At 50.7% G+C, this 25,229-nt stretch carries 22 protein-coding genes; 21 read left to right on the top strand and 1 reads right to left on the bottom strand.

Going from position 1 to position 25,229, the window contains the following annotated elements; all coding sequences use genetic code 11:
• The first annotated feature begins 4 nt into the window (after positions 1-4).
• From flgD to flgL, 9 genes are all read left to right on the top strand, one after another.
• A complete protein-coding gene (flgD, locus tag FCN78_RS09885; RefSeq protein ID WP_069363213.1) occupies positions 5-748 on the top strand; it encodes a flagellar hook assembly protein FlgD in 744 nt (247 codons plus the stop codon).
• A gap of 24 nt (positions 749-772) precedes the next feature.
• The gene (gene flgE / locus FCN78_RS09880) at positions 773-2,086 is read left to right on the top strand and encodes a flagellar hook protein FlgE (protein ID WP_077599130.1); all 1,314 of its coding nucleotides are present in this window, start codon (positions 773-775) and stop codon (positions 2,084-2,086) included.
• 172 nt (positions 2,087-2,258) lie between these two features.
• The gene (gene flgF / locus FCN78_RS09875) at positions 2,259-3,008 is read left to right on the top strand and encodes a flagellar basal-body rod protein FlgF (protein ID WP_077599131.1); all 750 of its coding nucleotides are present in this window, start codon (positions 2,259-2,261) and stop codon (positions 3,006-3,008) included.
• A 22-nt stretch (positions 3,009-3,030) separates the two neighbouring features.
• Positions 3,031-3,819: a flagellar basal-body rod protein FlgG gene (gene flgG / locus FCN78_RS09870; protein ID WP_069363210.1), complete on the top strand. Its 789-nt coding sequence runs from the start codon at positions 3,031-3,033 to the stop codon at positions 3,817-3,819.
• A gap of 17 nt (positions 3,820-3,836) precedes the next feature.
• Entirely contained in the window at positions 3,837-4,634 is a 798-nt protein-coding gene (locus FCN78_RS09865) for a flagellar basal body L-ring protein FlgH (protein WP_240789785.1), read from the top strand.
• A gap of 67 nt (positions 4,635-4,701) precedes the next feature.
• Positions 4,702-5,748, top strand: a complete 1,047-nt coding sequence (locus tag FCN78_RS09860) for a flagellar basal body P-ring protein FlgI (protein ID WP_369801983.1) — start codon at positions 4,702-4,704, stop codon at positions 5,746-5,748.
• Between the two features lie 8 nt (positions 5,749-5,756).
• The gene (flgJ, locus tag FCN78_RS09855) at positions 5,757-6,707 is read left to right on the top strand and encodes a flagellar assembly peptidoglycan hydrolase FlgJ (RefSeq protein ID WP_077659357.1); all 951 of its coding nucleotides are present in this window, start codon (positions 5,757-5,759) and stop codon (positions 6,705-6,707) included.
• A 169-nt stretch (positions 6,708-6,876) separates the two neighbouring features.
• Complete coding sequence (gene flgK, locus FCN78_RS09850) at positions 6,877-8,754, top strand: flagellar hook-associated protein FlgK (RefSeq protein ID WP_077522315.1); 1,878 nt, start codon at positions 6,877-6,879, stop codon at positions 8,752-8,754.
• 11 nt (positions 8,755-8,765) lie between these two features.
• Positions 8,766-9,959: a flagellar hook-associated protein FlgL gene (flgL, locus tag FCN78_RS09845; protein WP_077659356.1), complete on the top strand. Its 1,194-nt coding sequence runs from the start codon at positions 8,766-8,768 to the stop codon at positions 9,957-9,959.
• Positions 9,960-10,057: 98 nt separating this feature from the next.
• On the opposite strand, the gene FCN78_RS09840 is transcribed toward flgL, so the two are convergent.
• Complete coding sequence (locus FCN78_RS09840; RefSeq protein WP_077659355.1) at positions 10,058-12,166, bottom strand: tetratricopeptide repeat protein; 2,109 nt, start codon at positions 12,164-12,166, stop codon at positions 10,058-10,060.
• A 444-nt stretch (positions 12,167-12,610) separates the two neighbouring features.
• On the opposite strand from FCN78_RS09840, the gene FCN78_RS09835 reads away from it, so the two are divergent.
• The 12 genes from FCN78_RS09835 (at position 12,611) to fliG (ending at position 25,228) form a co-directional block, all read left to right on the top strand.
• Entirely contained in the window at positions 12,611-13,753 is a 1,143-nt protein-coding gene (locus tag FCN78_RS09835) for a flagellin (protein ID WP_077456385.1), read from the top strand.
• A 266-nt stretch (positions 13,754-14,019) separates the two neighbouring features.
• Positions 14,020-15,144: a flagellin gene (locus tag FCN78_RS09830; RefSeq protein WP_077649423.1), complete on the top strand. Its 1,125-nt coding sequence runs from the start codon at positions 14,020-14,022 to the stop codon at positions 15,142-15,144.
• 86 nt (positions 15,145-15,230) lie between these two features.
• Entirely contained in the window at positions 15,231-15,629 is a 399-nt protein-coding gene (locus FCN78_RS09825) for a flagellar protein FlaG (RefSeq protein WP_268794361.1), read from the top strand.
• A gap of 18 nt (positions 15,630-15,647) precedes the next feature.
• Positions 15,648-17,006, top strand: a complete 1,359-nt coding sequence (gene fliD / locus FCN78_RS09820; protein WP_077522305.1) for a flagellar filament capping protein FliD — start codon at positions 15,648-15,650, stop codon at positions 17,004-17,006.
• Between the two features lie 2 nt (positions 17,007-17,008).
• Positions 17,009-17,311, top strand: a complete 303-nt coding sequence (locus FCN78_RS09815; RefSeq protein ID WP_077456377.1) for a hypothetical protein — start codon at positions 17,009-17,011, stop codon at positions 17,309-17,311.
• Between the two features lie 12 nt (positions 17,312-17,323).
• The gene (fliS, locus tag FCN78_RS09810; protein ID WP_046074953.1) at positions 17,324-17,728 is read left to right on the top strand and encodes a flagellar export chaperone FliS; all 405 of its coding nucleotides are present in this window, start codon (positions 17,324-17,326) and stop codon (positions 17,726-17,728) included.
• A gap of 163 nt (positions 17,729-17,891) precedes the next feature.
• The gene (locus FCN78_RS09805; protein WP_069363198.1) at positions 17,892-19,376 is read left to right on the top strand and encodes a sigma-54 dependent transcriptional regulator; all 1,485 of its coding nucleotides are present in this window, start codon (positions 17,892-17,894) and stop codon (positions 19,374-19,376) included.
• 138 nt (positions 19,377-19,514) lie between these two features.
• Positions 19,515-20,564, top strand: coding sequence for a sensor histidine kinase (locus FCN78_RS09800; protein ID WP_069363197.1), 1,050 nt, complete (start codon positions 19,515-19,517; stop codon positions 20,562-20,564).
• Positions 20,561-21,970, top strand: a complete 1,410-nt coding sequence (locus FCN78_RS09795) for a sigma-54-dependent transcriptional regulator (RefSeq protein ID WP_077659354.1) — start codon at positions 20,561-20,563, stop codon at positions 21,968-21,970. Before FCN78_RS09800 ends, FCN78_RS09795 begins: the two co-directional genes overlap by 4 nt.
• Positions 21,971-22,080: 110 nt before the next feature.
• On the top strand, positions 22,081-22,392 hold the full coding sequence (gene fliE, locus FCN78_RS09790; protein ID WP_046074949.1) for a flagellar hook-basal body complex protein FliE: 312 nt from the start codon (positions 22,081-22,083) through the stop codon (positions 22,390-22,392).
• A 15-nt stretch (positions 22,393-22,407) separates the two neighbouring features.
• Positions 22,408-24,183 carry a flagellar basal-body MS-ring/collar protein FliF gene (gene fliF / locus FCN78_RS09785; protein WP_069363195.1) on the top strand — a complete coding sequence of 592 codons (1,776 nt, stop codon included), beginning with the start codon at positions 22,408-22,410 and terminating at the stop codon, positions 24,181-24,183.
• On the top strand, positions 24,173-25,228 hold the full coding sequence (fliG, locus tag FCN78_RS09780) for a flagellar motor switch protein FliG (RefSeq protein WP_046074947.1): 1,056 nt from the start codon (positions 24,173-24,175) through the stop codon (positions 25,226-25,228). Before fliF ends, fliG begins: the two co-directional genes overlap by 11 nt.
• The last annotated feature ends 1 nt before the right edge of the window (position 25,229 follow it).

Raw genomic sequence — 25,229 nt, 5'->3', positions numbered from 1 at the left:
GAAGATGGCCGGAATCGACGGTACAGGTTCAACGAACGGACTGTCCTACATTGACCAGCTAAAGGCGCAGCAAGAGAAAAAACTGCAAGAGAAGCAAGACTCGACCACGGGTAAGCAAGCACTCGAGCAGGAAGACTTTCTCAAATTGCTCACCAAACAGCTGTCACAGCAGGATCCGTCTAAACCTGTCGATAATGACAAGATGATCTCACAGATGGCGTCGTTTGCCACGGTTGAGGGCATCGGCAAAATGAATAAGCAATTTGATACGTTCAATGAGTCGATTACGTCTAACCAGGCATTGCAAGCGTCATCTTTGGTTGGACGTGACGTCCTCGTCCCCGGCTCCACGGGGGTGAAAGGTGAAACGGGCGGTGTTGCAGGAATGGTGAAGCTGCCCCAAGCGCTGGATAATGTCAGTGTTCGGGTGGAAAACGAGCAAGGGCAACTATTGCGAACCTTCAGTATGGGCGCTAAGCCGCCGGGCGATCACCGCGTTGAATGGGACGGGCTCGACGATAACGGCAATCCTATGCCGGAGGGTACGTACAAAATTAAAGTAAGTGGCATGGTTGATGGCCAAACCCAAGAGTTTGATGTATCGACCTATGCCAATGTAAACAGTGTCTTGCTGGGGAATGGCGATGGCAATGTGATGTTGAATATTGCTGGCTTTTCCTCACCGATGAAACTGGCTGAAGTGCTAGAGGTCGGTAACGCCGACGTCGGAAATGTGACGAAAGGCTAACCGATTTATTAGGAGTGAAAAGCAATGGGTTTTAATATTGCGTTAAGTGGCCTTGGTGCGGCCCAGAAAGACATGAACACCACCAGTAACAACATCTCGAATGCCAATACGTATGGCTTTAAGGAATCGCGTGCTGAGTTTGGTGATGTCTACTCAACCTCTATCTTCTCAAACTCGAAGACCACTAACGGGACCGGTGTACAAACGTCGACCGTGGCACAGCAGTTCCACGAAGGCTCAAGTATCTACACCAACAACCCACTTGATTTGCGGATTAGCGGTAACGGCTTTTTCGGCGTGTCAAATGACAAGCTGCAAAATAACGATTACCACTTAACGCGCAACGGTGCCTTCCACCTTGATAAAAATAACGACATTATCAACTCTGAGGGTCAGTATTTGCTCGGTTATAATGTCGACCCTGACACCCAGCAGGTTTCGTCTTATGAGCCGCAGTCGCTCAATGTGCCCGATCAGTTTGGCCAGCCTCGTGCATCAGAAAATGTCGATATTGGCTTGAACTTACCGGCCGGCGGGGAAGAGAAAGATCCCGCACAGTTTAACTTTGAAGATCCAGAAACCTATAACAAGCAAACGTCGGCAACGGTCTATGACTCACTGGGTCAGCCGTACAAATTGTCGACGTATTATGTAAAAGGTAACGATCCGGCGAATCCGAACAGTTGGTCGGTGTACTACACCATGACAGATCCTGAAGGTGAAAAGCCGGTGAATATCCAAGGCGGTAATGCTACCAATGCCGCTGGACAGGTTGGCCACACCATCGACTTTAACTCCGATGGCTCGGTGAACAGCATCAATGGCGGTAACCCGATCGTGACCGATGCCTTGGGGCCAGCGGGTGCGGGGCTAGAAATGAACGGGGCTGACGGTGACCAGCAGCTCACGCTCAACTTCGATAATCCGACTCAATATGCCGCGCCGTTTGAGATGCGTAAATTTACTGACGACGGTGCAACCACGGGGTATCTCACCAAGGTCGATATTGATCCTAAAGGCACCATTATGGCGACCTACAGTAACGGTGAAAATGTCGCGTTGGGGCGGGTTGCGATGGTGCGCGTCGCCAACCAGCAAGGCTTAGCCCAAGTAGGCAATACCCAATGGGATGTGACTCAAGATTCGGGTGATCCCGTTTTTGGTGAAGCGATGCAAGGCGCCTTTGGTCAGGTAAAAAGCGGGACGATCGAGCAGTCCAATATCGATATGACCCAAGAGTTGGTTGACTTGATTACCGCGCAGCGAAACTTTCAGGCTAACTCACGCGCCTTGGAAGTGAGTAACCAGATGCAACAAAATATTCTACAAATCCGTTAGTGACATTAGCTTTGCCGCCCACTGATAGGGCGGCAAGGCTTTTCCATTTCCTCTCTCCTCTCCCCCCTTTCTGGCGGCGAAAATACTAGTAATAGATTGATCTTAAAGGCATAAAATTACTGGCACGCTCTTTGCTTTCTTCTGTGTAGAACGATTGTGGAGGCAACCAATTATGGATCGCTCGTTATACCTTGCCATGAGTGGCGCAAAGCAAGATATGCAGGCTATGCAATTGCGCGCTAATAACTTGGCCAATGTCAGCACCACCGGTTTCCGGGCTGACCTTGAACAGTCTCGATCAATGCAAGCTTATGGCGAGGGGTTACCCAGTCGAGTATTCAATATGACTGAGCGACCTGGATACAGCTTCGAGCAAGGCTCAACCATTACCACAGGTCGTAATCTGGATGTGGCGGTGCAAGGTGAAGGCTGGATGTCAGTGCTAGACAGCCAAGGGCAAGAAGGCTACACCCGTGCCGGCCATCTCAAAGTGGATCAAACCGGCCTACTCCAAAACAGTAATGGTAACCTCATTGTCGGAGAGAGTGGGGGCCCGATATTTATTCCCCTCCCTGCAGCAAAAATAGAAGTGGGCAAAGACGGCGGTGTTTCTGTACTCCCCCAAGGTGCGCCACCTGATGCGATGGAAGTGGTGGATAGAATCAAACTGGTTCGCCCAGATAATCAAGATCTCTTTAAAGACAAAGACGGTGTGTTCAAACCCAAAGAGGCCGGCACCGTGTTTCCAGCCGATGCTGGTGTCACGCTGCAAACAGGGGCGTTAGAAGGCAGTAACGTCAACGCTGTGGGTGAGATGACTGGGTTAATCGACTTGCAACGTCATTTTGAAATGCAAGTGAAGTTAATGAAAACCGCAGAAAAAATGGACGAGTCGTCAGCATCACTATTGCGGCTTGGCTAAGGTTTATTAAGAGGAAGTAATTATGCATCCAGCATTATGGGTCAGTAAAACCGGACTTGATGCGCAGCAGACCAATATCTCGACGATTTCGAATAACCTAGCCAACGCATCCACGGTCGGGTTTAAAAAATCACGCGCGGTGTTTGAAGATCTCTTCTACCAGAACATTAACCAACCAGGTGGGCAATCCTCACAGAACACTGAGTTGCCAAGTGGATTGATGCTCGGTGCCGGTTCAAAGGTGGTGGCCACCCAGCGTGTCCACACCAATGGTAATGTGCAAACCACAGACAATGCCCTCGACATGATGATTGAGGGAGACGGCTTTTTCCAAGTGCTGCTCCCTGATGGCAACATCGGCTATCAGCGTAACGGCCAATTTACCTTGAATGATGAAGGCACGATAGTGACGTCAGGTTCAGGCTATACGCTAGAGCCTGAAATCACCGTTCCCGACGATGCGGTGCAAGTGACGGTCGGAACCGATGGTGAAGTGTCTGTGCGATTACGAGGTCAGCAAGAGAACCAGGTACTGGGTCAAATTACTACGGTGGATTTCATTAACCCAGGTGGGTTGGAGCCAATAGGCCAAAATATTTACCTACCCACCGGCGCGAGTGGTGATCCACAAGAAGGCGTTCCCGGGCTTGATGGCTTTGGTGAAGTCAAGCAATCGATGCTGGAAACCTCTAACGTCAATGTGACTGAAGAGCTGGTGAACATGATTGAGGCTCAGCGTGTCTACGAAATGAACTCCAAAGTGATCTCGTCGGTTGACCAGATGCTCAGCTACGTCAATCAGCAGCTTTAAGTAAGGTTTAGGAGGCAATGATGTCGGTGCAACGTATATTAATCCCAGGCCTTTTCTTTGCCACCTTGTTGGGGCTGGGTGGCTGTTCATTGCCGGGGCAACAAGATACAGGCAGTGATCTTGACCAAGCGACCTCGACCACCGACGCGGTAGAAGGGGACACCACACCAGAGAGCGAAGGCTTGATTGGTTTGTTGCGCCAACGTGATGATCCCAAAGCTGACGATCCAGCATGGTCGCCGATTCGCCCACAACAGCCTCCTGAGCACTATGCCACGGCAACGGGCTCTTTGTTTAATGCCAGTGAACAGCGTGATCTCTATGATGGCTCCAAGCCTCGCGGGCTAGGCGACATTGTGACCGTGATGCTGGAAGAAAATACCCAAGCACAAAAAAGCGCCAGTTCTGACTTAGCCAAATCCAATGATCTGACCATGGATCCCCTCTCGCTTGGTGGTGAAGAGATCACCATTGGCGAGCGAACCTTGTCTTACGAAGTCAGTAATGACAATTCGGTAACTGGCTCTACCTCAGCGGATCAAAGTAACAGTCTTCAAGGCTCTATCTCTGTGCAGGTGGTGGATGTGCTGGCGAACGGTAACCTGATGGTGCGTGGTGAAAAGTGGCTTACTTTGAACTCCGGGGATGAGTACATTCGTCTCAGCGGCACCATTCGTCCGGCCGATATCGGCCCTGACAACACCATTGCATCGACCCGAATTTCCAACGCCAGAATTCAGTATTCAGGCACTGGTGAGCGACAAGATACCCAAGAGCAAGGCTGGTTGGCACGATTCTTTAATGTCACCTTGTAGCCCTACAATGTGCCGGAGAGTTGACGTGAAAAAGTGGTTGTTATCGATAGTCCTGCTGACGGTGGCGATGCCAAGCCTGGCCGCGCGCATCAAAGATGTGGCGGAGGTGGCTGGGGTACGCAGTAACACCCTAACGGGTTATGGCTTGGTAGTGGGGTTACCGGGTACCGGCGAGAGCACGCCCTTTACCGATCAAAGTTTTAAGTCGATGCTAGAAAACTTTGGCATCCAATTACCGCCAGATATCAATCCTCAATCGGCCAATATTGCCGCCGTCGCCGTCACCGCTGATCTGCCTGCGTTTGCCAAACAAGGTCAAAAACTTGACGTTACTGTGTCGTCGATTGGGTCGGCAGAGAGCTTACGTGGCGGCACCTTGCTACAAACTTTTCTCAAAGGTTTGGATGGTAAGGTCTATGCAACCGCACAAGGAAACTTGATTGTCGGTGGCTTTAGCGCGACCGGTGCCGATGGCTCTCAGCTGGTGGGCAACACCCCAACCGTTGGCCGTATTACCAATGGCGCGTCCGTTGAGCGGGAAGTCCCTAATCCCTTTGGTCGTGGTGATTACCTGACCTTTAACCTGTTCCAATCCGACTTTACCACCGCACAGCGTATGGCGGATGCGGTTAATCGCTTTCTTGGTCCGTCGACCGCATCGGCCATGGATGCGACCTCAGTGAGAGTCCGAGCGCCACGCGATGTGAGCCAGCGCGTGGCTTTCTTATCCACCGTGGAAAATATTGAGTTTCAGCCGGGTGATGCGGCAGCGAAAATAATCGTTAACTCTCGCACCGGCACCATTGTGGTTGGGCAAAATGTTCGCCTTCGCCCAGCCGCCATTACGCATGGGGGAATGACGGTCTCCATACAAGAGGACTTCAACGTTGATCAACCTAATCCACTAGGAGGCGGTGAAGCTGTGGTCACGCCTGATACTGAGATCAATGTTGAGGAAGAAGAAGGGCGAATGTTCCACTTTAAACCTGGCGTGACCCTAGACGATCTCGTACGTGCCGTGAATGGGGTTGGCGCGGCACCCTCGGATCTCATGGCGATTTTGCAAGCGCTGAAACAAGCCGGGGCCATCGATGGCCAATTGATAGTGATATAGGGCAACGCATGAAATCTCCTGTTGATAGTCAATTTGTACACGATATAAGCCAGCTCGATTCATTACGTCGCCAAGCCGTGAAAGGAGAAGAAGGGGATGAAAAAGCGGCGTTGCGTTCAGCGGCGGAGCAGTTCGAGTCCTTATTTACTCAGATGCTGTTCAAGTCGATGCGTGATGCCAATGAGGCATTTGAGTCTGACTTGATTGATGATCGTACCTCGAAGTTTTATGAGCAGATGGCTGATGAGCAGATGGCCAGTGAACTCAGCCGAGAAGGCTCACTGGGGCTCGCGGATATGATTGTTGAACAATTAGGCAAAGCGCAGGGCGACAGCCAGCCAGACATGAATGAAGCGGCTCGCGCGTCGGCGCAATCTTTGCCGTTGGATCAAAATCGTAGTCGAGAGGCAGCAGAACAGGCGATAGCGGCGCTCGATAGCCAGTCTATCGCGCCGCCAGCCACCAGTATCCCCGCGTCCCAACGGTCAAAAGGCTTTGATTCGCCAGACTCCTTTGTAAACACGCTGGCGCCGCATGCACGTCGCGCGGCGCGTGCGCTGGGTACTGATCCAGCGATTATTCTTGCTCAAGCGGCACTAGAAACCGGTTGGGGAAAGAAGGTGATTGCCAATGCCCGCGATAACAGTCATAACTTGTTTAATATAAAGGCGGATCAACGTTGGGGGGGCGATAAAGTCGCGACACAAACCCTGGAAGTGTATGACGGGATCCCGGTTAAAGAAACGGCAAGCTTTCGTTCGTATCCCTCTTATCAAGAGAGTTTTGACGATTTCGTCTCATTTTTACGTGATAATCCACGCTATGAGCAAGCTTTATCACAATCTGCGCAACCTGAACGGTTTATTCGCGAGCTTCATCAAGCCGGGTATGCGACCGATCCGGAATACGCGGATAAGGTCATTCGTGTACTCGACCAAGTCCGCGACATGATGGACTAGAAAAGCGGCAGGCAAGGGCTTGCCGTTCTGTTTTTTGCGCTCTTTGATGCGGTTTACTATTCTCTCAACATCATGTTTATCAATGACTTTTCTTTTTGACCTCTCCTTGGCTCAATTTTTGCTTGTTTCTTAGTATCTCGTTTTAATTGCCGGGTTATTTGGAGGCACAATGGGCTTGGACCTGCTTTCCCTTGGGTCGCAAGGCGTACTGACTGCGCAGCGACAGCTGAATACAACAGGTCACAATATCTCTAACGTGAATACGGAGGGGTATAGTCGTCAGTCGGTTGAGCAAAAAACCAATGATGTCCACTTTTGGGGCGGCAATAATTACGGCACCGGTGTCCATGCCGCGGCAATCCGTCGCAACTATGACAAGTTTGCGGTTAACGAATTAAATGTCTCAACATCAAACCTTTCTCATGCCGCTGCCCGCAATGAACAGCTTGGTCGGCTTGACGATATGATGGCGCACTCGGCCAAAAAAATCCCCGAGAACATGAACGAATTCTATGGCGCGGTTAAAGGGCTGGCCGATAGCCCCAGTGACATGGGGGCTCGTAAAGTCGTGCTCGAAAAAGCGCGTATGGTCGCCGCTGGCATGAACGATGTTTATGGTGTGTTGCAGCAGCAGTCAATTGATACCTCTTCTCAAATTGACGCGACCGTTAAGCGGATGAATGACATTGGCCAAGAACTGGTGGACGTGCATAAGGCAATGCTCAAAACCCCCGCTGAAGCCAATGACTTGTTAGACCGCCATGATAAGTTGATCCGAGAGCTCTCTGAATATACACAGGTGAGTGTGAACACGCGCGAAGATGGGTTGTTCAATGTGATTATCGGCAGTGGCCATATGTTGGTATCTGGCATGAATAGCAGTGAGTTGACCACCTTGCCGGGTAAGCCTGATCATCAAGAGCGTCGTTTGGCATTGGTGGAAGGTAAGACAGTCAAAGCCATTTCTAATCAAGACATCCGCGGCAAACTCGGGGCATTGTTTGAATATCGGGATGATACCTTGGGACAAGCGCGAGACGAATTAGGTCGGATGGCCATTGGCTTTTCCCAATCGCTCAATGACTTACAGGGGCAAGGGTTCGATCTTAATGGTGAGGTTGGCAAGAACATTTTCACTGACTATAACAGTGACCGTATTGCGAGTGCGCGCGCGATAAAAAGCGGCGATTCCACGGCAGACTTGAAAGTTTATATCGATGATCTTCAGCAGCTCAAACGGGGTGATTATCAACTCAAGTTTGATGGCACCCAATATACCCTCACCTCACCAGATGGAAAGCAATCGACGGTGACCCCCAGTGGCACGCCGCCAAGTTTTAATGTCGACGGGATGCGCGTGCAAGTGGATGCCGGGTTGGCGGCTAACGAGCGCGTTTTAATTCGGCCCGCCCGCTCAGCGGCAGGGCAAATGCGTGTGACTATGGACGATCCGGCGGATATCGCGGCACAAAGCTATGTCAGTGCAAGCTCGGTGAGTAACGGCGACGGTGATGTACGAATTTTACAAGCCGGTGGACAAAAAGAGTTTCAAGTTCGGCTCTCCCCCGATGGGAGTCAATTTGCGGTGACCGATCCTAAGGGGCAAGTCTTGGTCGCGCCACAGGCCTATCCGCCAGGTGGACCCATTGATGTCAACGGCACCATTATTGAGGTCAACGATAAAGCGGCCCCCGATGATGTCTTGGCGGTCAGCTTGATCCCGGCGGATGGTGACAACAGTAACCTGATCCGCATGCAAGAGCTGCAAACGGAAAAACTAATGGATAACGGTCGCTCGACAGTGCTCGATGTTTATGAGGGGCTAAGTACCGATCTTGGGGTACAAAAAGCCTCCTATAAGCGTCTACAAGATGTGAGTATGGTTGAACACGATGCCGCAGAAAGTCGCGTGGCGGAAGTGTCTGGGGTGAACCTAGATGAAGAAGCGGCCAACATGATGAAGTTTCAGCGCGCGTATATGGCCGCGTCACGGATCATGACCGCCGCCAATGAAACCTTTGATTCTCTGCTCAATGCAACGCGATAAGGTAGGACAGTATGATTAGTCGTATTGCCAGCTTTCACAATTACCAGTCTGTCTCCAACGACATTATGCGCCAGAATGTGAAGGTACAGGATAACCAAGAGCAGATGGCGACGGGGAAACGTGTTATTACATCCGGTGATGATCCGGTGTCGTCGATCTACATTCAAAACTTTCGCCAACAAGATGAGCAAATTGACCAATTTATTGACTCGATTACGTTAGCGCGAAACCGGCAAACCCGCGAAGAAATCGCGATTGATGAGTCCGAGCAAATCATGGACGGCGCCAAACGCAAAGTGATGGCGATGATCAACGGCTCATTATCGGTGGAAGATCGCACCGCGCACCGGCAAGACTTGCAAGGGATGTTTGATAATTTTATGGACTTGGTAAACACCAAAGATGAGTCAGGTAACTTTCTGTTTTCCGGTACCCAGACCAGTACACAGCCGTTTTATCGTGATAGTCAAGGCAATGTGCGTTATGCGGGAGATAGTTACTTTCGTACCGCCCAAGTGGCCCCTGCGGTGGAAGTACCGACGTCTGATCCAGGCGATAAACTGTTTATGGAAATTGATAATCCCTTTGGCGACTATCAGCCCGAATATGATCTCGAAGATGGCTCTTTATTGCTGATGGCGAAAGCGGAAAATACCAATGATGCGGATACCTCTAACTATTCGGTTTCCTTTGATGTTAATGCCAATGGCGATACCACCTACTCGTTGATGCAAGATGGCACTGAAGTCAGTGCTGGGCTGTATGACCCGCAAAATGGCGTTGAGTGGAACACGTTGAAAATGACCTTCGAAGGTGAGATGAAGCCAGGCGATACCATCAATTTAGAAAGACAAGACAGCTTCAATATTTTCGATTCGTTTAAAAAGGGTGCCGCGCTATCATATGCCGATATTGATGATGCGTCTGCTACGGCAGAACTCCACCAAGTGACTGAACAGTTTGCGGCGGCCTTCAAGCACTTGAACAAGGCACGCTCAGAGGTCGGCACACGGTTGACCACACTCGATCGACAAGAAAGTATGCACAAAGACTTCAAGTTGGTCCTCAATCGTTCACTGGGCACCATGGAAGACTTGGACTATACCCAAGCGGCCATCGATATGAACGAGGACATGCTCGCGCTGCAAGCCTCTCAGCAGGCCTTTGCCAAAACCAAAGATCTCTCGCTGTTTAATTATATCTAATCCAAAGTGTCAGCGTTTGATTGTCACAAGGTGCCGAGGATAAGAAAAAACGGGGTCGCATCAGCGGCCCCGTTTTGTCTCCGGTTAGGCTTGCGGGCTCATCCTTTAGGGCAGAGGTCACTCACTATACGGCGTGCCATGGCATCAAGCAGAGGTTGCTTGTCTTTGAGCATAGGCGGGTAACTGAACGCGTACTCAGCATAGCCTGGCATGGCATCAGGGGTTTGCATATCACTGTTCTGATGGCCGGCAAAAAACACATAACACGGTGTGCCAACGGCAACCGTCAGCCTGTGTACCGCTGTCCCGGCGGTAAACACCCCAGACAGCTGTTTGATCGCGTGAGCCGTTCCCATAAAATCATTTTTAAGATCCAGTCCAGGCAAGGTGACGATTTCAACCCCTGTTTTTTTCTTGATTTTACTAAGCTCTTTATCACACTCGCCATATTGTAAATTAACAAACTGGGCGTCAGGACAAAGCTGGCGCATGGTTTTGATCCAACCCGCTAATTCATCTGCCACCAAATAGTGAATGTTACGCGTGGCGGCGGCGAGGCCACTTCGCCAACACACACCAAACACAGGCCCTTGTTGATGTAACTCGGCTAACGGGGCGATCCAAGGCGCATCGGCGGCGACATCCGGGACAATATAGGTTTGTTGATAGAGGTGACGCCCAAAGTGGTGGTAGCACAGGCCCGCTAGCGACCCTCCGGCAATCCAACTATCAATATCGGCTAGGACATGTTCTGGCACAAAAATATCTTTTCCGTCAGTGCGAGAAATGGGCACAATCTCCGTGCTGGGAAAAGCCTGACGCAACACCGGCTCCAAGCGAGGATCACAGCCGACATAGACTTGACGGGCGCGCTCAACCACCATGGCGACGTTGTGTAAATAAGCCAGTTCATCGCCGACCCCCTGCTCGGGCATGATAAGCACGGCATCCGTCTCAGGCCGAGACAAGTCCCAACGGGGTAAGTTACCGTGATATTTGAGGCGGCGACCGCACTCAATCCCCGCCTCATTGGCTTGATAGAATTTCTCCCATGCCATTTGCGTGCGATAGACAAACGCCAGGTTGAATCGCAGTGCGTGATCGTCAGGCTGAGAAGCTAGCAGGGTCTCGAGGCGCTGCTGAGCTTGGTCAATATTGCCCATATACCAGTCAAGCTCGCCCAATTGTGCTTGTAGTGTATTGGCTTGTTTATCTTTGACATGATTGAGCGCCTTCTCGTGGATCTGGTAGCAATCGGTTAATTTATCTTGGGTAAATTGATGGTGCTGCTTGAGCAGTTCGAAGGTCGCACGGGCATAAGCATAATGTAACTCACCGCGCTCAGGCTCATCACGCAAACATTGTTTGGCCAGTTTGCTTGCTTCTAACCAGTTTGCTTCATTGAGATAAACCACCAGGAGTTGACGCATAAATGCCGTGTCTTGTGTTTGCTTATAGGTCGTTAAGCAGCGCTGGCGCGCGCTAGCATACTCACCCAGCCCGGCTTCTGCACGGATGAGTAACAGTTGCCAAATTGGATGAGCCTGTGCTTTGTCACTGCCACGTAGTAGCAATTGTTGTGCTTTACCGAACGCTTTCTGATCCAATGCTTGCTGTGCCAATGCCATTAGCGCAGGTGGATAATCAGGCTCCAGGGTGAGTATGGTTTGATAAAGCTGTTCGGCTTGGTCACTGTGTCCATCAGCGACCAAATCAGCTGCCACTGACAAGGTTTTGTTAATTTCATCCGCTAGCCCTTGGTTCTTCAGCTGGTGGAGCTCGTCACGCAAAGCGTGCGTTCGACGACTTTCTCCTTGTAGGCCGAGTTTGGCCGTCAACTGCTCACGCAAATTAAGGATGTCTTGGTTGGTGGGGGCGGCGGCAAACAGTGCTTCAACGATTTCCATGGCCGCGTGGTTATGCCCTTGTTGCGTCAATAACTGTGCCTTATCGAACAACAAAGACAGATCGTCAGGGGCATGCTCAAGCGCGTGGTCAAGGTGAGCCATTGCTTGCACGTATTGTCCCGCTTCCGCATCCAGTACGGCCAGCACTTGCCGCACTTGAACCGTATCGGGGGCATGGCTCAGTATTTGCTCGAATACTTGCCGCGCATCGGGTTTCTTCCCTTCTTGGTAAAGACGAATCCCGAGCTGAAAGGCGTCATCCAGCGTCATATTGGTGTGGCCGTCATTGTCTTGCGTCATCGGTTACATCGTCCTGTTATCCGTGAAAGCCTCGTGCATCACAGCATGAGGCTGGCGAGCATCGATAAACCAATAATTTAGCAAAAAATATGCCTTGCGTCCGGCTGTTGAAAGAAGTTGGCCGCTAACTTGCAGGCTAACTTTCATATAGACGGCAAAAAGCTAGGCGAGGCATTGCCGTACCTTGCCGCTAAGCACAGAAAAACGGCAGAATTTTTCGAGTTGGCCTTGGCTGTGAGGATGAAAAAATCATTTAAATATCTGATTTTGAAAGAATTATAAAAGTTGGCACACATATTGTATTTGTTTATTCAAGCGGCCAGTTTTTGAACGGGCTGATTTTGAAACTGATTAACAAGCTGTTCCCGCAGCACCGCCAAACACAGTGCAACACGTCGCGGGTAGGCTGTTTCGCAAAGCAAGCGAAAGTCAAAGGAGAGCAAAATGGGTGTAACAGTTAACACCAACGTGTCTGCGATGACTGCGCAGCGTTACCTGAATAAAGCGACCGATGAGTTGAATAATTCAATGGAACGTCTGTCGTCAGGTAGCCGAATTAACAGTGCTAAAGACGACGCGGCGGGTTTGCAGATCTCTAACCGTTTGGTTGCCCAAACACGAGGCCTTGATGTGGCAATGCGAAACGCCAATGATGGTATTTCTATTGCGCAGACTGCCGAAGGGGCAATGCAGGAATCGACCAACATTTTGCAGCGTATGCGGGATCTTTCCCTCCAGTCTGCAAATGGTGCCAATGGTAAATCTGAGCGTGTCGCTATCCAAGAAGAGGTAGAAGCACTGAAAGATGAGCTTAACCGGATTGCTGAAACCACGGCGTTTGGTGGCCGTCGATTGCTTAATGGCTCGTTTGGTGAAGCCTCGTTCCAAATTGGTGCGGATGCCGGTGAGGCGATCATCATGGGACTATCGAGTATTCGCGCTGATGATTTCCGCATGGGTGGCGTAGAATTTGTTGGTGGTCAACCCAAATCAGCTGGATGGGAAGTGGATGGCGCAGCCTCGACATTACAGCTGCAGTTCACCACCAAAGATGGCCAAAACGTGAGCATGGCCATCGCAGCGAAAGCGGGTGATGATGTTGAAGAGCTGGCCAGTTACATCAATGGTCAGTCTGATGAAATGTTAACCGCCTCAGTCGATGAAGAGGGTCAACTTCAAATCTTTATCGAAGAGCACAAAGTTGAAGGTGCGGTGACCTTTGGTGGCGGGTTGGCGACCTCTTTGGGGATGGTGTCTGGCAATGGTGATTTGGTCACCGCCGCCGACCTTGATGTGTCGGATGTGGGTGGCGCGCAAATGGCCGTTGGGGTCATTGACTCTGCAATGCGCTATATCGATAGCCAACGGGCGGACTTGGGTGCTAAGCAAAACCGACTCAGTCACACCATCAGTAACTTGTCGAATATCCAGGAGAACGTGTCTGCGTCTAACAGCCGGATCCGTGATACCGACTTTGCCCGAGAAACCACGGCAATGACCAAGGGGCAAATCCTGCAACAGGCGGGCACCTCGATGCTGGCGCAAGCGAAACAGATGCCGCAAGCGGCACTAAACCTCCTACAATAATGCCTGCATATCAGCACACTAAAAGCGGCAATCAGTTGCCGCTTTTTTTTGTGCTATTTTTCTAAAAATCTTCCTAAAGATATTTCTCCTTTGGGCGTTAACCTTCATAGCGCCTTACGGCAGTGGTGTTAATGCACCGCCAAGCACCGATAAAAAAAGCTAAAGCTTTCTCAACGTGCGCCGCTAAATGGGTTGTGAACAATTTTGATACTGGTTTTCCCTGGTCAGCTGGGCGAAGCCGGACCTAGAACCAAAGGAGAATAGTTATGGCTATTACTGTTAACACTAACGTCCCTGCGATGACGGCTCAGCGTTATTTGAATAATTCAACCGATGCGCTGAACAACTCGATGGAGCGTTTGTCATCCGGTTCTCGCATTAACAGTGCTAAAGACGACGCGGCAGGCCTTCAGATTTCTAACCGTTTGATGGCGCAAAGCAGTGGTTTGGGCGTGGCTGTTCGAAATGCGAACGACGGCATCTCAATGGCGCAAACCGCTGAAGGTGCGATGGAAGAGTCAAGCAACATCTTGCAACGTATGCGTGACTTGTCACTGCAATCAGCTAACGGTGCGAACGGTGACTCTGAACGTGCTGCAATCCAAGAAGAGGTTGTTGCGCTGAAAGACGAACTGAACCGTATTGCAGAAACCACCTCGTTCGGTGGGGCGAAATTGCTTAACGGTACCTTCGGTACCCGCTCTTTCCAAGTGGGGGCAGACGCCGGTGAAGCGGTGATGATGGAGTTTAAAAACATCCGTGCAGACCACAGTGAAATGGGTGGGGCAAGCTTTACAGCGGCTAACGCAAAATCAGCAGGCTGGACGGCGACTGCCGGTGCCACCATGGCAATCAATATCACTAACGCTGACGGCACGTCTACGTCTATCAACGTGACGGCCAAAGGTGGCGACGATATTGAAGAAATCGCGACTTATATCAATGGTCAAGCGGATGATAAATTGAGCGCGTCTGTCACTGAAGATGGCGAGCTACAAATCGTAACCGGTGCTGGGTCTGATGCCACCTTCACGGGCGCGTTGGCAACATCGCTAGCGATGGGTACCAAAGTGGATGAAACCATTAAAGATGTTGATGTTTCGTCTATGGGTGGTGCGCAAAAAGCCGTGGGTATGATTGATAACGCGATGCAGTTTATCGACTCTCACCGTGCGGAATTGGGTGCGAAGCAAAACCGCTTGAGTCACACCATTTCCAACTTGGATAACGTTAATGAAAACGTCTCGGCCTCTAACAGCCGGATCCGTGATGTTGACTTTGCCAAAGAAACAACCAACTTGACCAAGTCACAAATCTTGCAGCAATCTGGTACCTCTATTTTGGCGCAAGCCAAGCAGGCACCACAAGCCGCACTGAGCTTGCTCGGTTAAACCATTCACGAGTGGCGGCTTAATCGCCGCCGCTACGTTTTGGGAGGTGAATAGCGATGGACATTTCATCCGTTACAAATTCATCCCTGCCGCACTCAGTACACTCTGATGGCACAAAGGTTGCTAGAGATGTAAGAGTTGGAAAAGTACGCCCAGATCCGGTCAGCCAGCATCAGCAGGCAGAACGTCGTGAGGCGAGAGAATCGATGCAACAACGCCGTGTAGAGCAGTCACAGCGCATTGAGGAAAATCGTCAACTACAACGACAACAACTGGAGAAGTTGGTAGAGCGGCTCGATGAGTTTATGTCCGACTTTAACAAAGGGCTCGCATTTCGTTTGGATGAAGACACAGGGCGCAGTGTGATCACCGTTTATGAAATGAACAGTGGTGACATCATCCGTCAGATCCCAGAGCAGGAAATGTTAGAGCTTGCTAAGCAATTGTCGCAACACGCGCGAGGGCTTGTCACAGAAAAGGTATAACGAGGTGAGAGAGTCGTTATGAGTGTTAAGGCAGCAGGCATGGGCGGTGGCATGGATATTAATGCCATGGTCACTAAAATCGTGGATGCTGAACGTGCACCCAAGCAAGAGCGCATTGTCAAACGCACTAATGAGGTTGAAACCGACATCAGTGCGTTTGGCCGCTTAAAAGAATCTCTCGATAAACTCAAAACCCAAATGTACGATTTTCGTCGCAATGAAGGTTTTGCGGCGAGAACCACATCCGTCAGCAATCCAGACGCACTTGGCGCCAGCGCGACGCCAGATGCCATTCCCGGTCGTTATCAAATCGATGTTCAGCAACTCGCGGGTGCACACAAGCTTGTGTCACCGGGCGTTGATGCTGAGGCGTCTTTAGGTAGTGGCAAGCTCACTATCACCATGGGTAATCGCACCAGTGTGATTGATGTTCCCCAAGGCAAAGACAGCTTGGCAGACATCGTGCGGGCGATTAATAGCGATCCGAAAAACCCCGGTGTGCAAGCGTCGCTTATCCAAGATGATAGCGGTGCACGCATGGTGTTGAATGGCAATAAAACGGGGGCGGACAATCAGGTGGAAGTCAGTGTTGATGCGCAAGTGGGCAGTGCGCTTTACCAGTTAGGCTTCAAAGCCGGGCAAGCTAATAACGGCATGGCACAAATGCAAGCCGCACAAGATGCCAAGATACTGATTGATGGTATCGCGTCAGTCTCCAGTGCGACCAACACCTTTGATAATGCCATCGAAGGCGTATCACTGGAAGTGGCGCAAACCAGTGATAAGCCGCTGTCACTCGCCGTTGAGCATGACCGAGAGTCAGTACGTTCGACCATTACGTCGTTCGTGGATAATTACAATGCGTTTTTCCGTGTCTCGCAAGCGGTGAGTCAGTATGACCCCGAGACCCAGCAAGGCGGCCCTTTGGTGGGGGAAAGTGTCATTCGAACGGCAACCAGTCGATTGCGTAACCTTTTCTCGTCACCGATTGAGCAAGCGCCTGAGGGAATGAAAACCCTGAGTGAGCTTGGCGTCACTACCACCATGGACGGTCGTCTAGAAGTCGACAACAAGGTACTTGACCGACAACTGCGTCAAAACTTTAACGCACTGGAAGGCTTTTTTGGTGGCAATGATGGTTTTGCGCGTCAGCTTGAACAAGTGGTTGGCGGCTTTACCGGCGCGGGGGGCGCGATCAGTAATCGTGAAAGCACATTATCAGAGCAAAAACTTCGCCTTCGTGATGACCAGCGAGAACTAGACCGCCGCATGGAAAACTTAGAGTCGCGCACCATGCAGCGCTTTTCTGCGATGGAAGAAGCCACCTCGCAAATGCGTTCACAGTTACAAGCTATGCAAAACATTATGCCGGGTTAATAATGACCCAGGTATCCGAATGGCTCGACGCACTCGAACAGATTGATGAGGCTATTGCGCAGCAATTGAACATGAGTGACATTGATTCAGAAAAGCTGGCTCAGCAATTGCATGACAGACAGGCGTTACTTGACCAGATTGCAGCGTCGCCACAAGCGCCGAATCAACAGCAATGGTCTCAGGCGTTAACAAGAACAGAAACGCTCATTGATGCACTCGAGGGGCAGAAAGCCGATGCTGCCAAGCGCTTGTTACAGCAGCGCAAGGGGAAGCAGTCTGTGCAGCTGTATAAGAAATTTCAATAAGTGAGGAAGACTATGAGAGGCTCACTACAGGCCTACAAGAAGGTCTCGGTTGACAGTCAATTAAGCGCTGCGTCGCCTCATAAGGTTATCCAAATGCTGATGGCCGGCGCGATTGAGCGCTTAATTCAAGGCAAAGCTGCCATGGCACAAGGCGACTTATCCGTCAAAGGTGAGCGGTTAGGTAAAGCGTTAGATATCATTATTAATCTACGTGCATGTCTATCAATGGATGATGGCGGCGATATCGCTGATAACTTAGACGCCATCTATGACTTTATGATTCGTCAGGTGAGTACCGCGAATTTGGAAAATAAACCGGAACCCATCGACGATGTGATTGAACTATTAAGAGAGATAAAATCCGCTTGGGACCAGATTCCTTCCGAATACCATAATATGACTCAAGCGACCAGTTAAACTGCCTATCAAACCACTGACATGGCACTGGAGTCACAGGTTTACTGTGTCTCCGGTTGCCTTATGCGCGTTCTCTATTACAATGTCTTGATTAAAATTGAGATTGTTGTTGCTGAAAAGCGACACGATTATAAAAAGTTATCAGGGCAGACGTATCTCACACATGCAAGATTTAGCAAAGATCCTCGTTATCGATGACGATGACCAGTTTCGTCACGATCTCGGCGTGATACTCGACTTTATCGGCGAGCGTTACGCGCTTCACTCGACCGCGGATGTCAGTGATGCACTTTGGGAGCAAAACTGGGGCGCATGTTTTCTTGGCCACGTCCGCTCGACACCGTTACTTGAAAAAGTACTTGAGCAGCTTGCGACCTATCATCACGTGCCTGTGATTGCGATTCGACGCCACGATCGTGAGCTTTCAGGGTTACCCAACTATGTGGGTGAACTTGGGCTACCTTTGAACTATCCGCAATTATTCGATGCACTCCATCACTGTCGCGAATTTGCCGGTAAACAGGCTTTCAGTATTCCACAGTTGTCTGGTGATAATACCGCCTTTCATAACATGGTGGGTAAAAGCGATGCTATCGAACAGGTTCGTCATCTCATTGAGCAGGTCGCGTCTACCGAAGCCAGTGTTTTGATCCTCGGTGAATCTGGTACCGGAAAAGAAGTGGTGGCGCGTCATATTCACCATGCCTCATCACGCGCGTCTGGCCCCTTTGTCCCCGTCAATTGCGGAGCAATTCCAGGCGAGTTGCTAGAAAGCGAACTCTTCGGTCACGAGAAAGGTGCCTTCACGGGGGCGATTTCAGCGCGTAAAGGGCGCTTCGAGCTGGCGGAAGGCGGAACATTATTTTTGGATGAGATCGGCGACATGCCGATGCCGATGCAAGTTAAATTGTTACGTGTGTTGCAAGAACGCACGTTTGAGCGCGTAGGAGGCAACAAAAGCATTCGCGCCAATGTTCGCGTCGTTGCCGCGACCCACCGTACGCTAGAAACCATGATCAAAGACGGTGAGTTTCGAGAAGATTTGTATTATCGGCTCAATGTTTTTCCGATCGAAATGCCAGCGCTGCGCGAGCGAATTGATGATATCCCGCTATTGATTCATGAGCTAATGTCTCGCCTTGATGTGGAAGGTAATGGTCGGATCCATATTTCCCCTCGTGCGATTAATTCGCTGATGGAGCATGAGTGGCCAGGCAATGTTCGCGAGCTGGCGAATCTGATTGAGCGTTTGGTTATCTTGTACCCAGGGCAAATGGTCGATGTGAATCATTTGCCTGCCAAATATCGCTACAGTGATATTCCTGAATTTCAGCCTGAGGCCTATTCGGTTGAAGATACCGAGATGGCCGAACGCGATGCGCTTACCGCGATGTTTCATGAGCCGGATGAGCCCGCTTTCGAGGAGGATATGCCTGGCTTTGCGGATAGTCCCGGCTTCACAAGCTTGCCGCCTGAGGGCGTGAATTTGAAAGAAACCCTCGCCGAGGTTGAGATTGATTTGATAAAGCAAGCGCTAGAGGCGCAGTCTGGTGTGGTTGCTCGGGCGGCTGACATGCTGAGTATGCGGCGAACGACACTGGTAGAAAAGATGCGAAAGTACGGATTGAACAAGGAAGAATTAATCTAGAACGACGAGGCGTCAAAAAGCGGAGTCAAAAAAATGACTTCGCTTTTTTGTCTTCAACTATCTGATAAAATTAGTGATTTTTGTGGCATAATCTCTGCTTAAGTGAGTAAAACCTTGATCGAAATGTGTGTTGCCTAAATGGAAACCCAATCTTCGCCACTGGGATCAGTGGATCAACAAGTCACTCGGTATAAGCAAGTTCTCGATGTGATGCCAGCAGGCGTTATCTTGCTTGATGCTAATGGCCGTGTCGCTGAAGCCAATCCAGAGGCGCATCGCCTCCTTGGGGAACCGCTCACTCAGCAGCGTTGGTTTGATGTGATTCAACGCGCTTTCTCGCCGCGAGACGATGATGGACACGAGGTCTCCCTCAAAGATGGTCGTCGGGTGAAGCTGGCCATTTCAGCGTCCGACTCAGGGCAACTTATCTTGATCACCGACATGACAGAAACCCGCTTATTGCAGTCGCGCGTGAGTGATCTGCAACGTTTGTCGTCGTTGGGGAAAATGGTGGCGTCGCTGGCTCACCAAGTGCGCACGCCGCTATCTAGCGCGATTTTATATGCGTCGAACCTTGGCGCGCCCAACCTCAATGATGCGACACGGCAGCGGTTTCAATTCAAACTGTTAGACCGGCTACATGACTTAGAAAAGCAAGTGAACGATATGTTGTTGTTTGCTAAAGGTGGCGACAACAAAGTGGTGAAAGTGTTTACCGTTGAGCAGTTGTTTAATGAATTTGAGCCCATGGTGGATGCGGTGATTCAAGGCCACGATGTTGATTTTGCCATCAACAGCGATGACGAAAGCCTCCCCTTGCTCGGTAACCCCAATGCATTGGCCAGCGCGCTGAGTAACTTGGTTGTCAATGCTGTTCAAGTCGCGGGCAAGGGCTGCCAAGTGGTGGTTGATTCGCGCCAACAAGGCGATAGTTTATTACTGTCTGTAGCCGATAGTGGTCCAGGTATTGCGCCTGAGCTGCAAGCGAAAGTTTTAGAGCCTTTTTTTACCACACGACAGCAAGGTACAGGTCTTGGCCTCGCCGTTGTGCAAATGGTGTGTCATGCCCATGAGGGTAAACTCACCTTACAATCGGAACCTGAAAAAGGGGCCTGTTTTACATTGTGTTTGCCGCTTGCCAAGGGGGGAGCGGCAGAGCAGGGTAAGAGCGTAGGAGAAACACAATGAGCCAAACCACAGTGCTAATCGTTGAAGATGATGAAGGTTTGCGCGAGGCGCTGGTCGATACCTTAGCCTTAGCGGGATACCATTGGCGCGAAGCGGACAGTGCAGAGCAAGCGCTCGTGACATTAAAAGCCAAGCCAATTGATATTGTTGTTTCAGATGTACAGATGGCGGGGATGGATGGCTTGGCGCTTTTGCGATCAATCAAAACGCATACGCCAAATTTACCTGTGTTGCTCATGACCGCTTATGCCAACATCGAGGATGCGGTGGCCGCCATGAAAGAGGGGGCCATTGATTACATGGCCAAACCTTTTGCGCCAGAAGTGCTCCTCAATATGGTCAGTCGCTATGCACCGGTTAAAAACGATGACTCGGATGCGATTGCAGAAGATCCGAAAAGTGTCGCCTTGTTAGCCTTGGCCGATAAAGTCGCCAATACTGACGCCAATGTGATGATCCTTGGGCCGTCAGGGTCGGGTAAAGAAGTGATGGCGCGCTATATTCATGACCACTCTGCGCGCGCGAATGCCCCCTTTGTCGCGATTAACTGTGCCGCGATTCCCGAAAACATGCTGGAAGCCACCCTTTTCGGCTATGAGAAAGGGGCGTTTACCGGTGCGGTGCAAGCGTGTCCGGGAAAATTTGAGCAAGCCCAAGGTGGCACTATCTTATTGGATGAAATCAGTGAGATGGATTTGGGGCTGCAAGCCAAGCTGCTCCGCGTATTGCAAGAGCGAGAGGTGGAACGCCTCGGGGGGCGCAAAAGTATTCAGCTTGACTTGCGGGTGCTTGCCACCAGTAACCGCGATCTAAAAGACTATGTGGCGCAAGGACACTTTCGTGAAGACTTATATTACCGTCTGAATGTGTTTCCCATCACGTGGCCCGCGTTATATGAACGCCCAGGTGACATTATCCCGCTGGCAAATTATTTATTATCTCGGCATTGTCAAAAACAAGGTTTGCCTTGTCCCAGCATACAGCCTAACGCTGAGCAAAAGTTGTTGAATTACACCTGGCCTGGCAATGTGCGGGAGCTTGATAACGTCATGCAGCGTGCTTTGATACTGGCCACCCAATCTCATATTCAAGCAACAGATATTTTACTCGAGGGGCAAGACTGGCAAGATGCGTCTGGCTTACAAAGCAAGGTGATGGATAGTCAATCGCACGCAGCCGCTGCGACGCTACCGACCGAGCCTGTCCAAGAAACGATGGAGCCTTCACCAAACGGGGCAGGCTTGGGCAACGAATTACGCGACCAAGAGTTTTCTATCATACTCGATACCATCCGTGCGTGTGAGGGGCGGCGCAAAGATGTCGCCGAGCGCTTAGGGATCAGCCCCAGGACACTGCGCTATAAGCTGGCCAAAATGCGTGATGCCGGGATTGATATTCCTCAGTAATGATCCAGCGTCGTCAGCTTTTGCGAAAGTGGTCTCAAAGTTGCACATAGTAAGATGACTGATAGTAATCTGACTGAATTGACAAAATATTGACACAGGAAGGATCGACGATGAAAGCGAATGCCTTGACGCAAGAGATGCAAGCCATGGCGGCAGCGGCGAAGAATGTCTCTCAGCCTGCAACCGGTCAACAAGTCAGCCAAGAATTTGGCGATATGCTTGCCAGTGCGATTAATCATGTAAATGGATTGCAAAAGACCTCGGGCGAGCTTGCCACGCGGTTCGATGAAGGTGACCGTAACGTAAGCTTATCGGATGTGATGATTGCTCGAAACAAGTCGAGTGTGGCGTTTGATGCCACCGTGCAAACGCGCAACAAGTTAGTTGAGGCGTATAAAGAACTTATGAATATGCCTGTTTAATGTAGGAATTAATCAGTGGCTGAAGAGAACCAAAACACCGATCTGGCGGTTTCAGATGGCGCAGCAGCATTGCCATCAACCGATGCGGCATTAGACGCAGAGCAAAGCACGCAAGATCCGGACGCATCAGAACAGTCAGCATCGTCAAACTCGATATTTGGCGATCTCGACATGGTGCGCCAGTTGATCTTAGTGTTAGCGGTTGCGATTTGTGTCGCGCTGATCATGATGCTGTTTTTTTGGGTGCAGGAACCCGAAATGCGGCCACTGGGTACGTACGAAACAGAAGAACTTATCCCTGTTTTGGATCACCTTGACCAGAACAAAGTTGAATACCAATTGGATGGGAATACCATCCGCGTCCCTTCAAGCGATTACTCCTCCATTCGCCTCGGTTTAACGCGGGTGGGGCTGAATACCAGCACGGCCGAGGGCGATGAGATCTTGCTTAATGACATGGGCTTTGGCGTCTCACAAAAACTCGAGCAAGAGCGATTAAAACTCAGTCGTGAGCGACAGCTAGCCGCCGCGATTGAAGAAGTGCGGCAAGTGAGAAACGCCCGTGTCTTGTTAGCGATGCCCAAACAGAGCGTCTTTGTACGCCACAACCAAGAGGCATCAGCCACGGTATTCTTAACCTTGGGAGGCACAAATACCCTAGGTCAAGAGGAAGTGGACTCAATTGTTGATATGGTCGCCTCTGCCGTCCCGTCGCTAAAACCCACGCGCGTCACCGTCACCGATCAGCATGGTCGCTTGCTAAACTCAGGCAGTGAAGATCCAGCCTCAGCGGCGCGGCGCAAAGAGTACGAATTGGAGCGTAAACAAGAGCGCCAATTGCGCGAAAAAATCGACTCAATACTGATCCCCGTACTAGGGCTGGGCAACTATACCTCACAAGTCGACGTGGCATTAGATTTTAGCTCACTGGAAGAAACGCAGCGCCAGTTTAATCCCAACACACCAGCAACACGCAGCGAATACACGCGCGAAGACTATAATGGCTCGGATCGTGTCGCGGGTATTCCAGGAGCCTTAAGCAACCAACCGCCGGCCGATGCCTCCATTCCGGAAGACGTCAGGGATCTTAAAAATGGTGCAGGCGGTACCGGATCAGTGAGCCGTGAATCGACACGTAACTTTGAACTCGATACCACCATTCGTCACCGACGCGCGCAGTCAGGCGTCATCGATAGACAAACCGTCTCTGTGGCGGTGAATTTTAAACAAAGTGTCGATCCTGAAACCGGGGATACGGTTAAGCAGCCTTTGTCAGATGATGAACTGGCCAAAATCCGCCGTCTTTTAATGGGCGGGGTCGGCTTTAGTGAGCAGCGTGGTGATGTGCTCGAAGTGATCGCCGTTCCCTTTGTTGAGCCAGAGCAAGCGGCAGAGCAAGATGTGCCGATTTGGGATCATCCCAACTTTAATGACTGGGTTCGTTGGTTAGCGGCGGCCTTGGTGATCATTGTTATTATCGTGGTCTTGGTGCGTCCAGCGATGAAAAAGCTGCTTTATCCAAATACCGACGAAGATGGCAATACCGTGGGCCCCAATGGCGAAATCCTTGGCCCAGATGGCTTGCCAGTTACCCCTGATGGGGATGATGTCGGCTTGATAGGCTCTGAGCTTGACGGTTCTAGCAACTTTGCGATGTCAGCGTCGGATGTTGAGCTGCCAAACTTACATAAAGATGAAGACTTGTTAAAAGCGGTGCGGGCGCTGGTTGCCAATGAGCCAGACTTGGCCGCACAAGCGGTGAAAAATTGGGTAACCGAAGATGGCAAATGAAGTCGCAACCACAGGCGGTGATGAGCAAGCTGGCTCAAACTTCGATATCAGCTCGTTGAGTGGGATCGAAAAAGCCGCCATTTTGCTACTCAGTTTAAGTGAACAAGATGCCGCGAGTATCATTCGCCACCTTGAGCCGAAACAGGTTCAACGGGTGGGCGCGGCCATGACCTCGATGACCGACCTTAACTCGGACAAAGTGGCGGCCGTCCACCGTGCCTTTTTAGAGGAGATCCAAAAATACACCTCTATCGGGATGGGGAGTGAAGACTTTGTACGCAACGCCCTGGTGGCTGCCTTGGGTGAAGACAAAGCGAATAACTTGGTGGACCAAATATTGCTTGGCAGCGGCTCCAAAGGCTTGGATTCACTGAAATGGATGGATCCGCGCCAAGTCGCCAGCATTATTATCAACGAGCACCCGCAAATCCAAACCATCGTCTTATCTTATCTGGATCCCGAGCACTCGGCCGAGATTTTGTCACAGTTTGTTGAGCGAGATCGACTGGACTTGATGATGCGGATTGCCAACTTAGAAGAGGTGCAACCGGCAGCACTGCACGAGTTAAACGAGATCATGGAAAAGCAATTTGCTGGCCAAGCGGGGGCACAAGCGGCCAAAATTGGTGGCTTGAAAGCAGCAGCGGAAATCATGAACTACATGGACAACAGTGTCGAAGGGGTACTGATGGACTCGATTCGCGATCAAGACGAAGAGATGGCCTCACAAATCCAAGACTTGATGTTCGTGTTTGATAACTTGATTGATGTGGATGACCGCGGGGTGCAGACCTTACTCCGTGATGTGCCACAAGAAGTGTTGCAAAAAGCGCTTAAAGGCGCGGAAGATAACTTGCGCGAGAAAATCTATCGCAATATGTCCAAACGTGCGGCCGAGATGTTGCAAGACGATATCGAGGCTATGGGCCCTATCCGGGTCTCTGATGTGGAAGGGGCGCAAAAAGAAATCTTATCGGTTGCGCGTCGTCTTGCCGATGCCGGTGAAATTATGCTTACCGGAGGCGGCGGCGATGAGTTCGTCTAAG

Source organism: Salinivibrio kushneri, from assembly GCF_005280275.1.
Classification (GTDB): domain Bacteria; phylum Pseudomonadota; class Gammaproteobacteria; order Enterobacterales; family Vibrionaceae; genus Salinivibrio; species Salinivibrio kushneri.
The sequence above is the reverse complement of the archived record's forward strand: the minus strand, read 5'-3'. Positions and strand labels throughout refer to the sequence as shown.

Excerpts from the sequence above, each read along its gene's own strand:
- flgD (WP_069363213.1), top strand. The coding sequence starts at position 5 with ATGGCCGGAATCGACGGTACAGGTTCAACGAACGGACTGTCCTACATT.
- flgE (WP_077599130.1), top strand. The coding sequence starts at position 773 with ATGGGTTTTAATATTGCGTTAAGTGGCCTTGGTGCGGCCCAGAAAGAC.
- flgF (WP_077599131.1), top strand. The coding sequence starts at position 2,259 with ATGGATCGCTCGTTATACCTTGCCATGAGTGGCGCAAAGCAAGATATG.
- flgG (WP_069363210.1), top strand. The coding sequence starts at position 3,031 with ATGCATCCAGCATTATGGGTCAGTAAAACCGGACTTGATGCGCAGCAG.
- FCN78_RS09865 (WP_240789785.1), top strand. The coding sequence starts at position 3,837 with ATGATGTCGGTGCAACGTATATTAATCCCAGGCCTTTTCTTTGCCACC.
- FCN78_RS09860 (WP_369801983.1), top strand. The coding sequence starts at position 4,702 with ATGCCAAGCCTGGCCGCGCGCATCAAAGATGTGGCGGAGGTGGCTGGG.
- flgJ (WP_077659357.1), top strand. The coding sequence starts at position 5,757 with ATGAAATCTCCTGTTGATAGTCAATTTGTACACGATATAAGCCAGCTC.
- flgK (WP_077522315.1), top strand. The coding sequence starts at position 6,877 with ATGGGCTTGGACCTGCTTTCCCTTGGGTCGCAAGGCGTACTGACTGCG.
- flgL (WP_077659356.1), top strand. The coding sequence starts at position 8,766 with ATGATTAGTCGTATTGCCAGCTTTCACAATTACCAGTCTGTCTCCAAC.
- FCN78_RS09840 (WP_077659355.1), bottom strand. The coding sequence starts at position 12,166 with ATGACGCAAGACAATGACGGCCACACCAATATGACGCTGGATGACGCC.
- FCN78_RS09835 (WP_077456385.1), top strand. The coding sequence starts at position 12,611 with ATGGGTGTAACAGTTAACACCAACGTGTCTGCGATGACTGCGCAGCGT.
- FCN78_RS09830 (WP_077649423.1), top strand. The coding sequence starts at position 14,020 with ATGGCTATTACTGTTAACACTAACGTCCCTGCGATGACGGCTCAGCGT.
- fliD (WP_077522305.1), top strand. The coding sequence starts at position 15,648 with ATGAGTGTTAAGGCAGCAGGCATGGGCGGTGGCATGGATATTAATGCC.
- FCN78_RS09815 (WP_077456377.1), top strand. The coding sequence starts at position 17,009 with ATGACCCAGGTATCCGAATGGCTCGACGCACTCGAACAGATTGATGAG.
- fliS (WP_046074953.1), top strand. The coding sequence starts at position 17,324 with ATGAGAGGCTCACTACAGGCCTACAAGAAGGTCTCGGTTGACAGTCAA.
- FCN78_RS09805 (WP_069363198.1), top strand. The coding sequence starts at position 17,892 with ATGCAAGATTTAGCAAAGATCCTCGTTATCGATGACGATGACCAGTTT.
- FCN78_RS09800 (WP_069363197.1), top strand. The coding sequence starts at position 19,515 with ATGGAAACCCAATCTTCGCCACTGGGATCAGTGGATCAACAAGTCACT.
- FCN78_RS09795 (WP_077659354.1), top strand. The coding sequence starts at position 20,561 with ATGAGCCAAACCACAGTGCTAATCGTTGAAGATGATGAAGGTTTGCGC.
- fliE (WP_046074949.1), top strand. The coding sequence starts at position 22,081 with ATGAAAGCGAATGCCTTGACGCAAGAGATGCAAGCCATGGCGGCAGCG.
- fliG (WP_046074947.1), top strand. The coding sequence starts at position 24,173 with ATGGCAAATGAAGTCGCAACCACAGGCGGTGATGAGCAAGCTGGCTCA.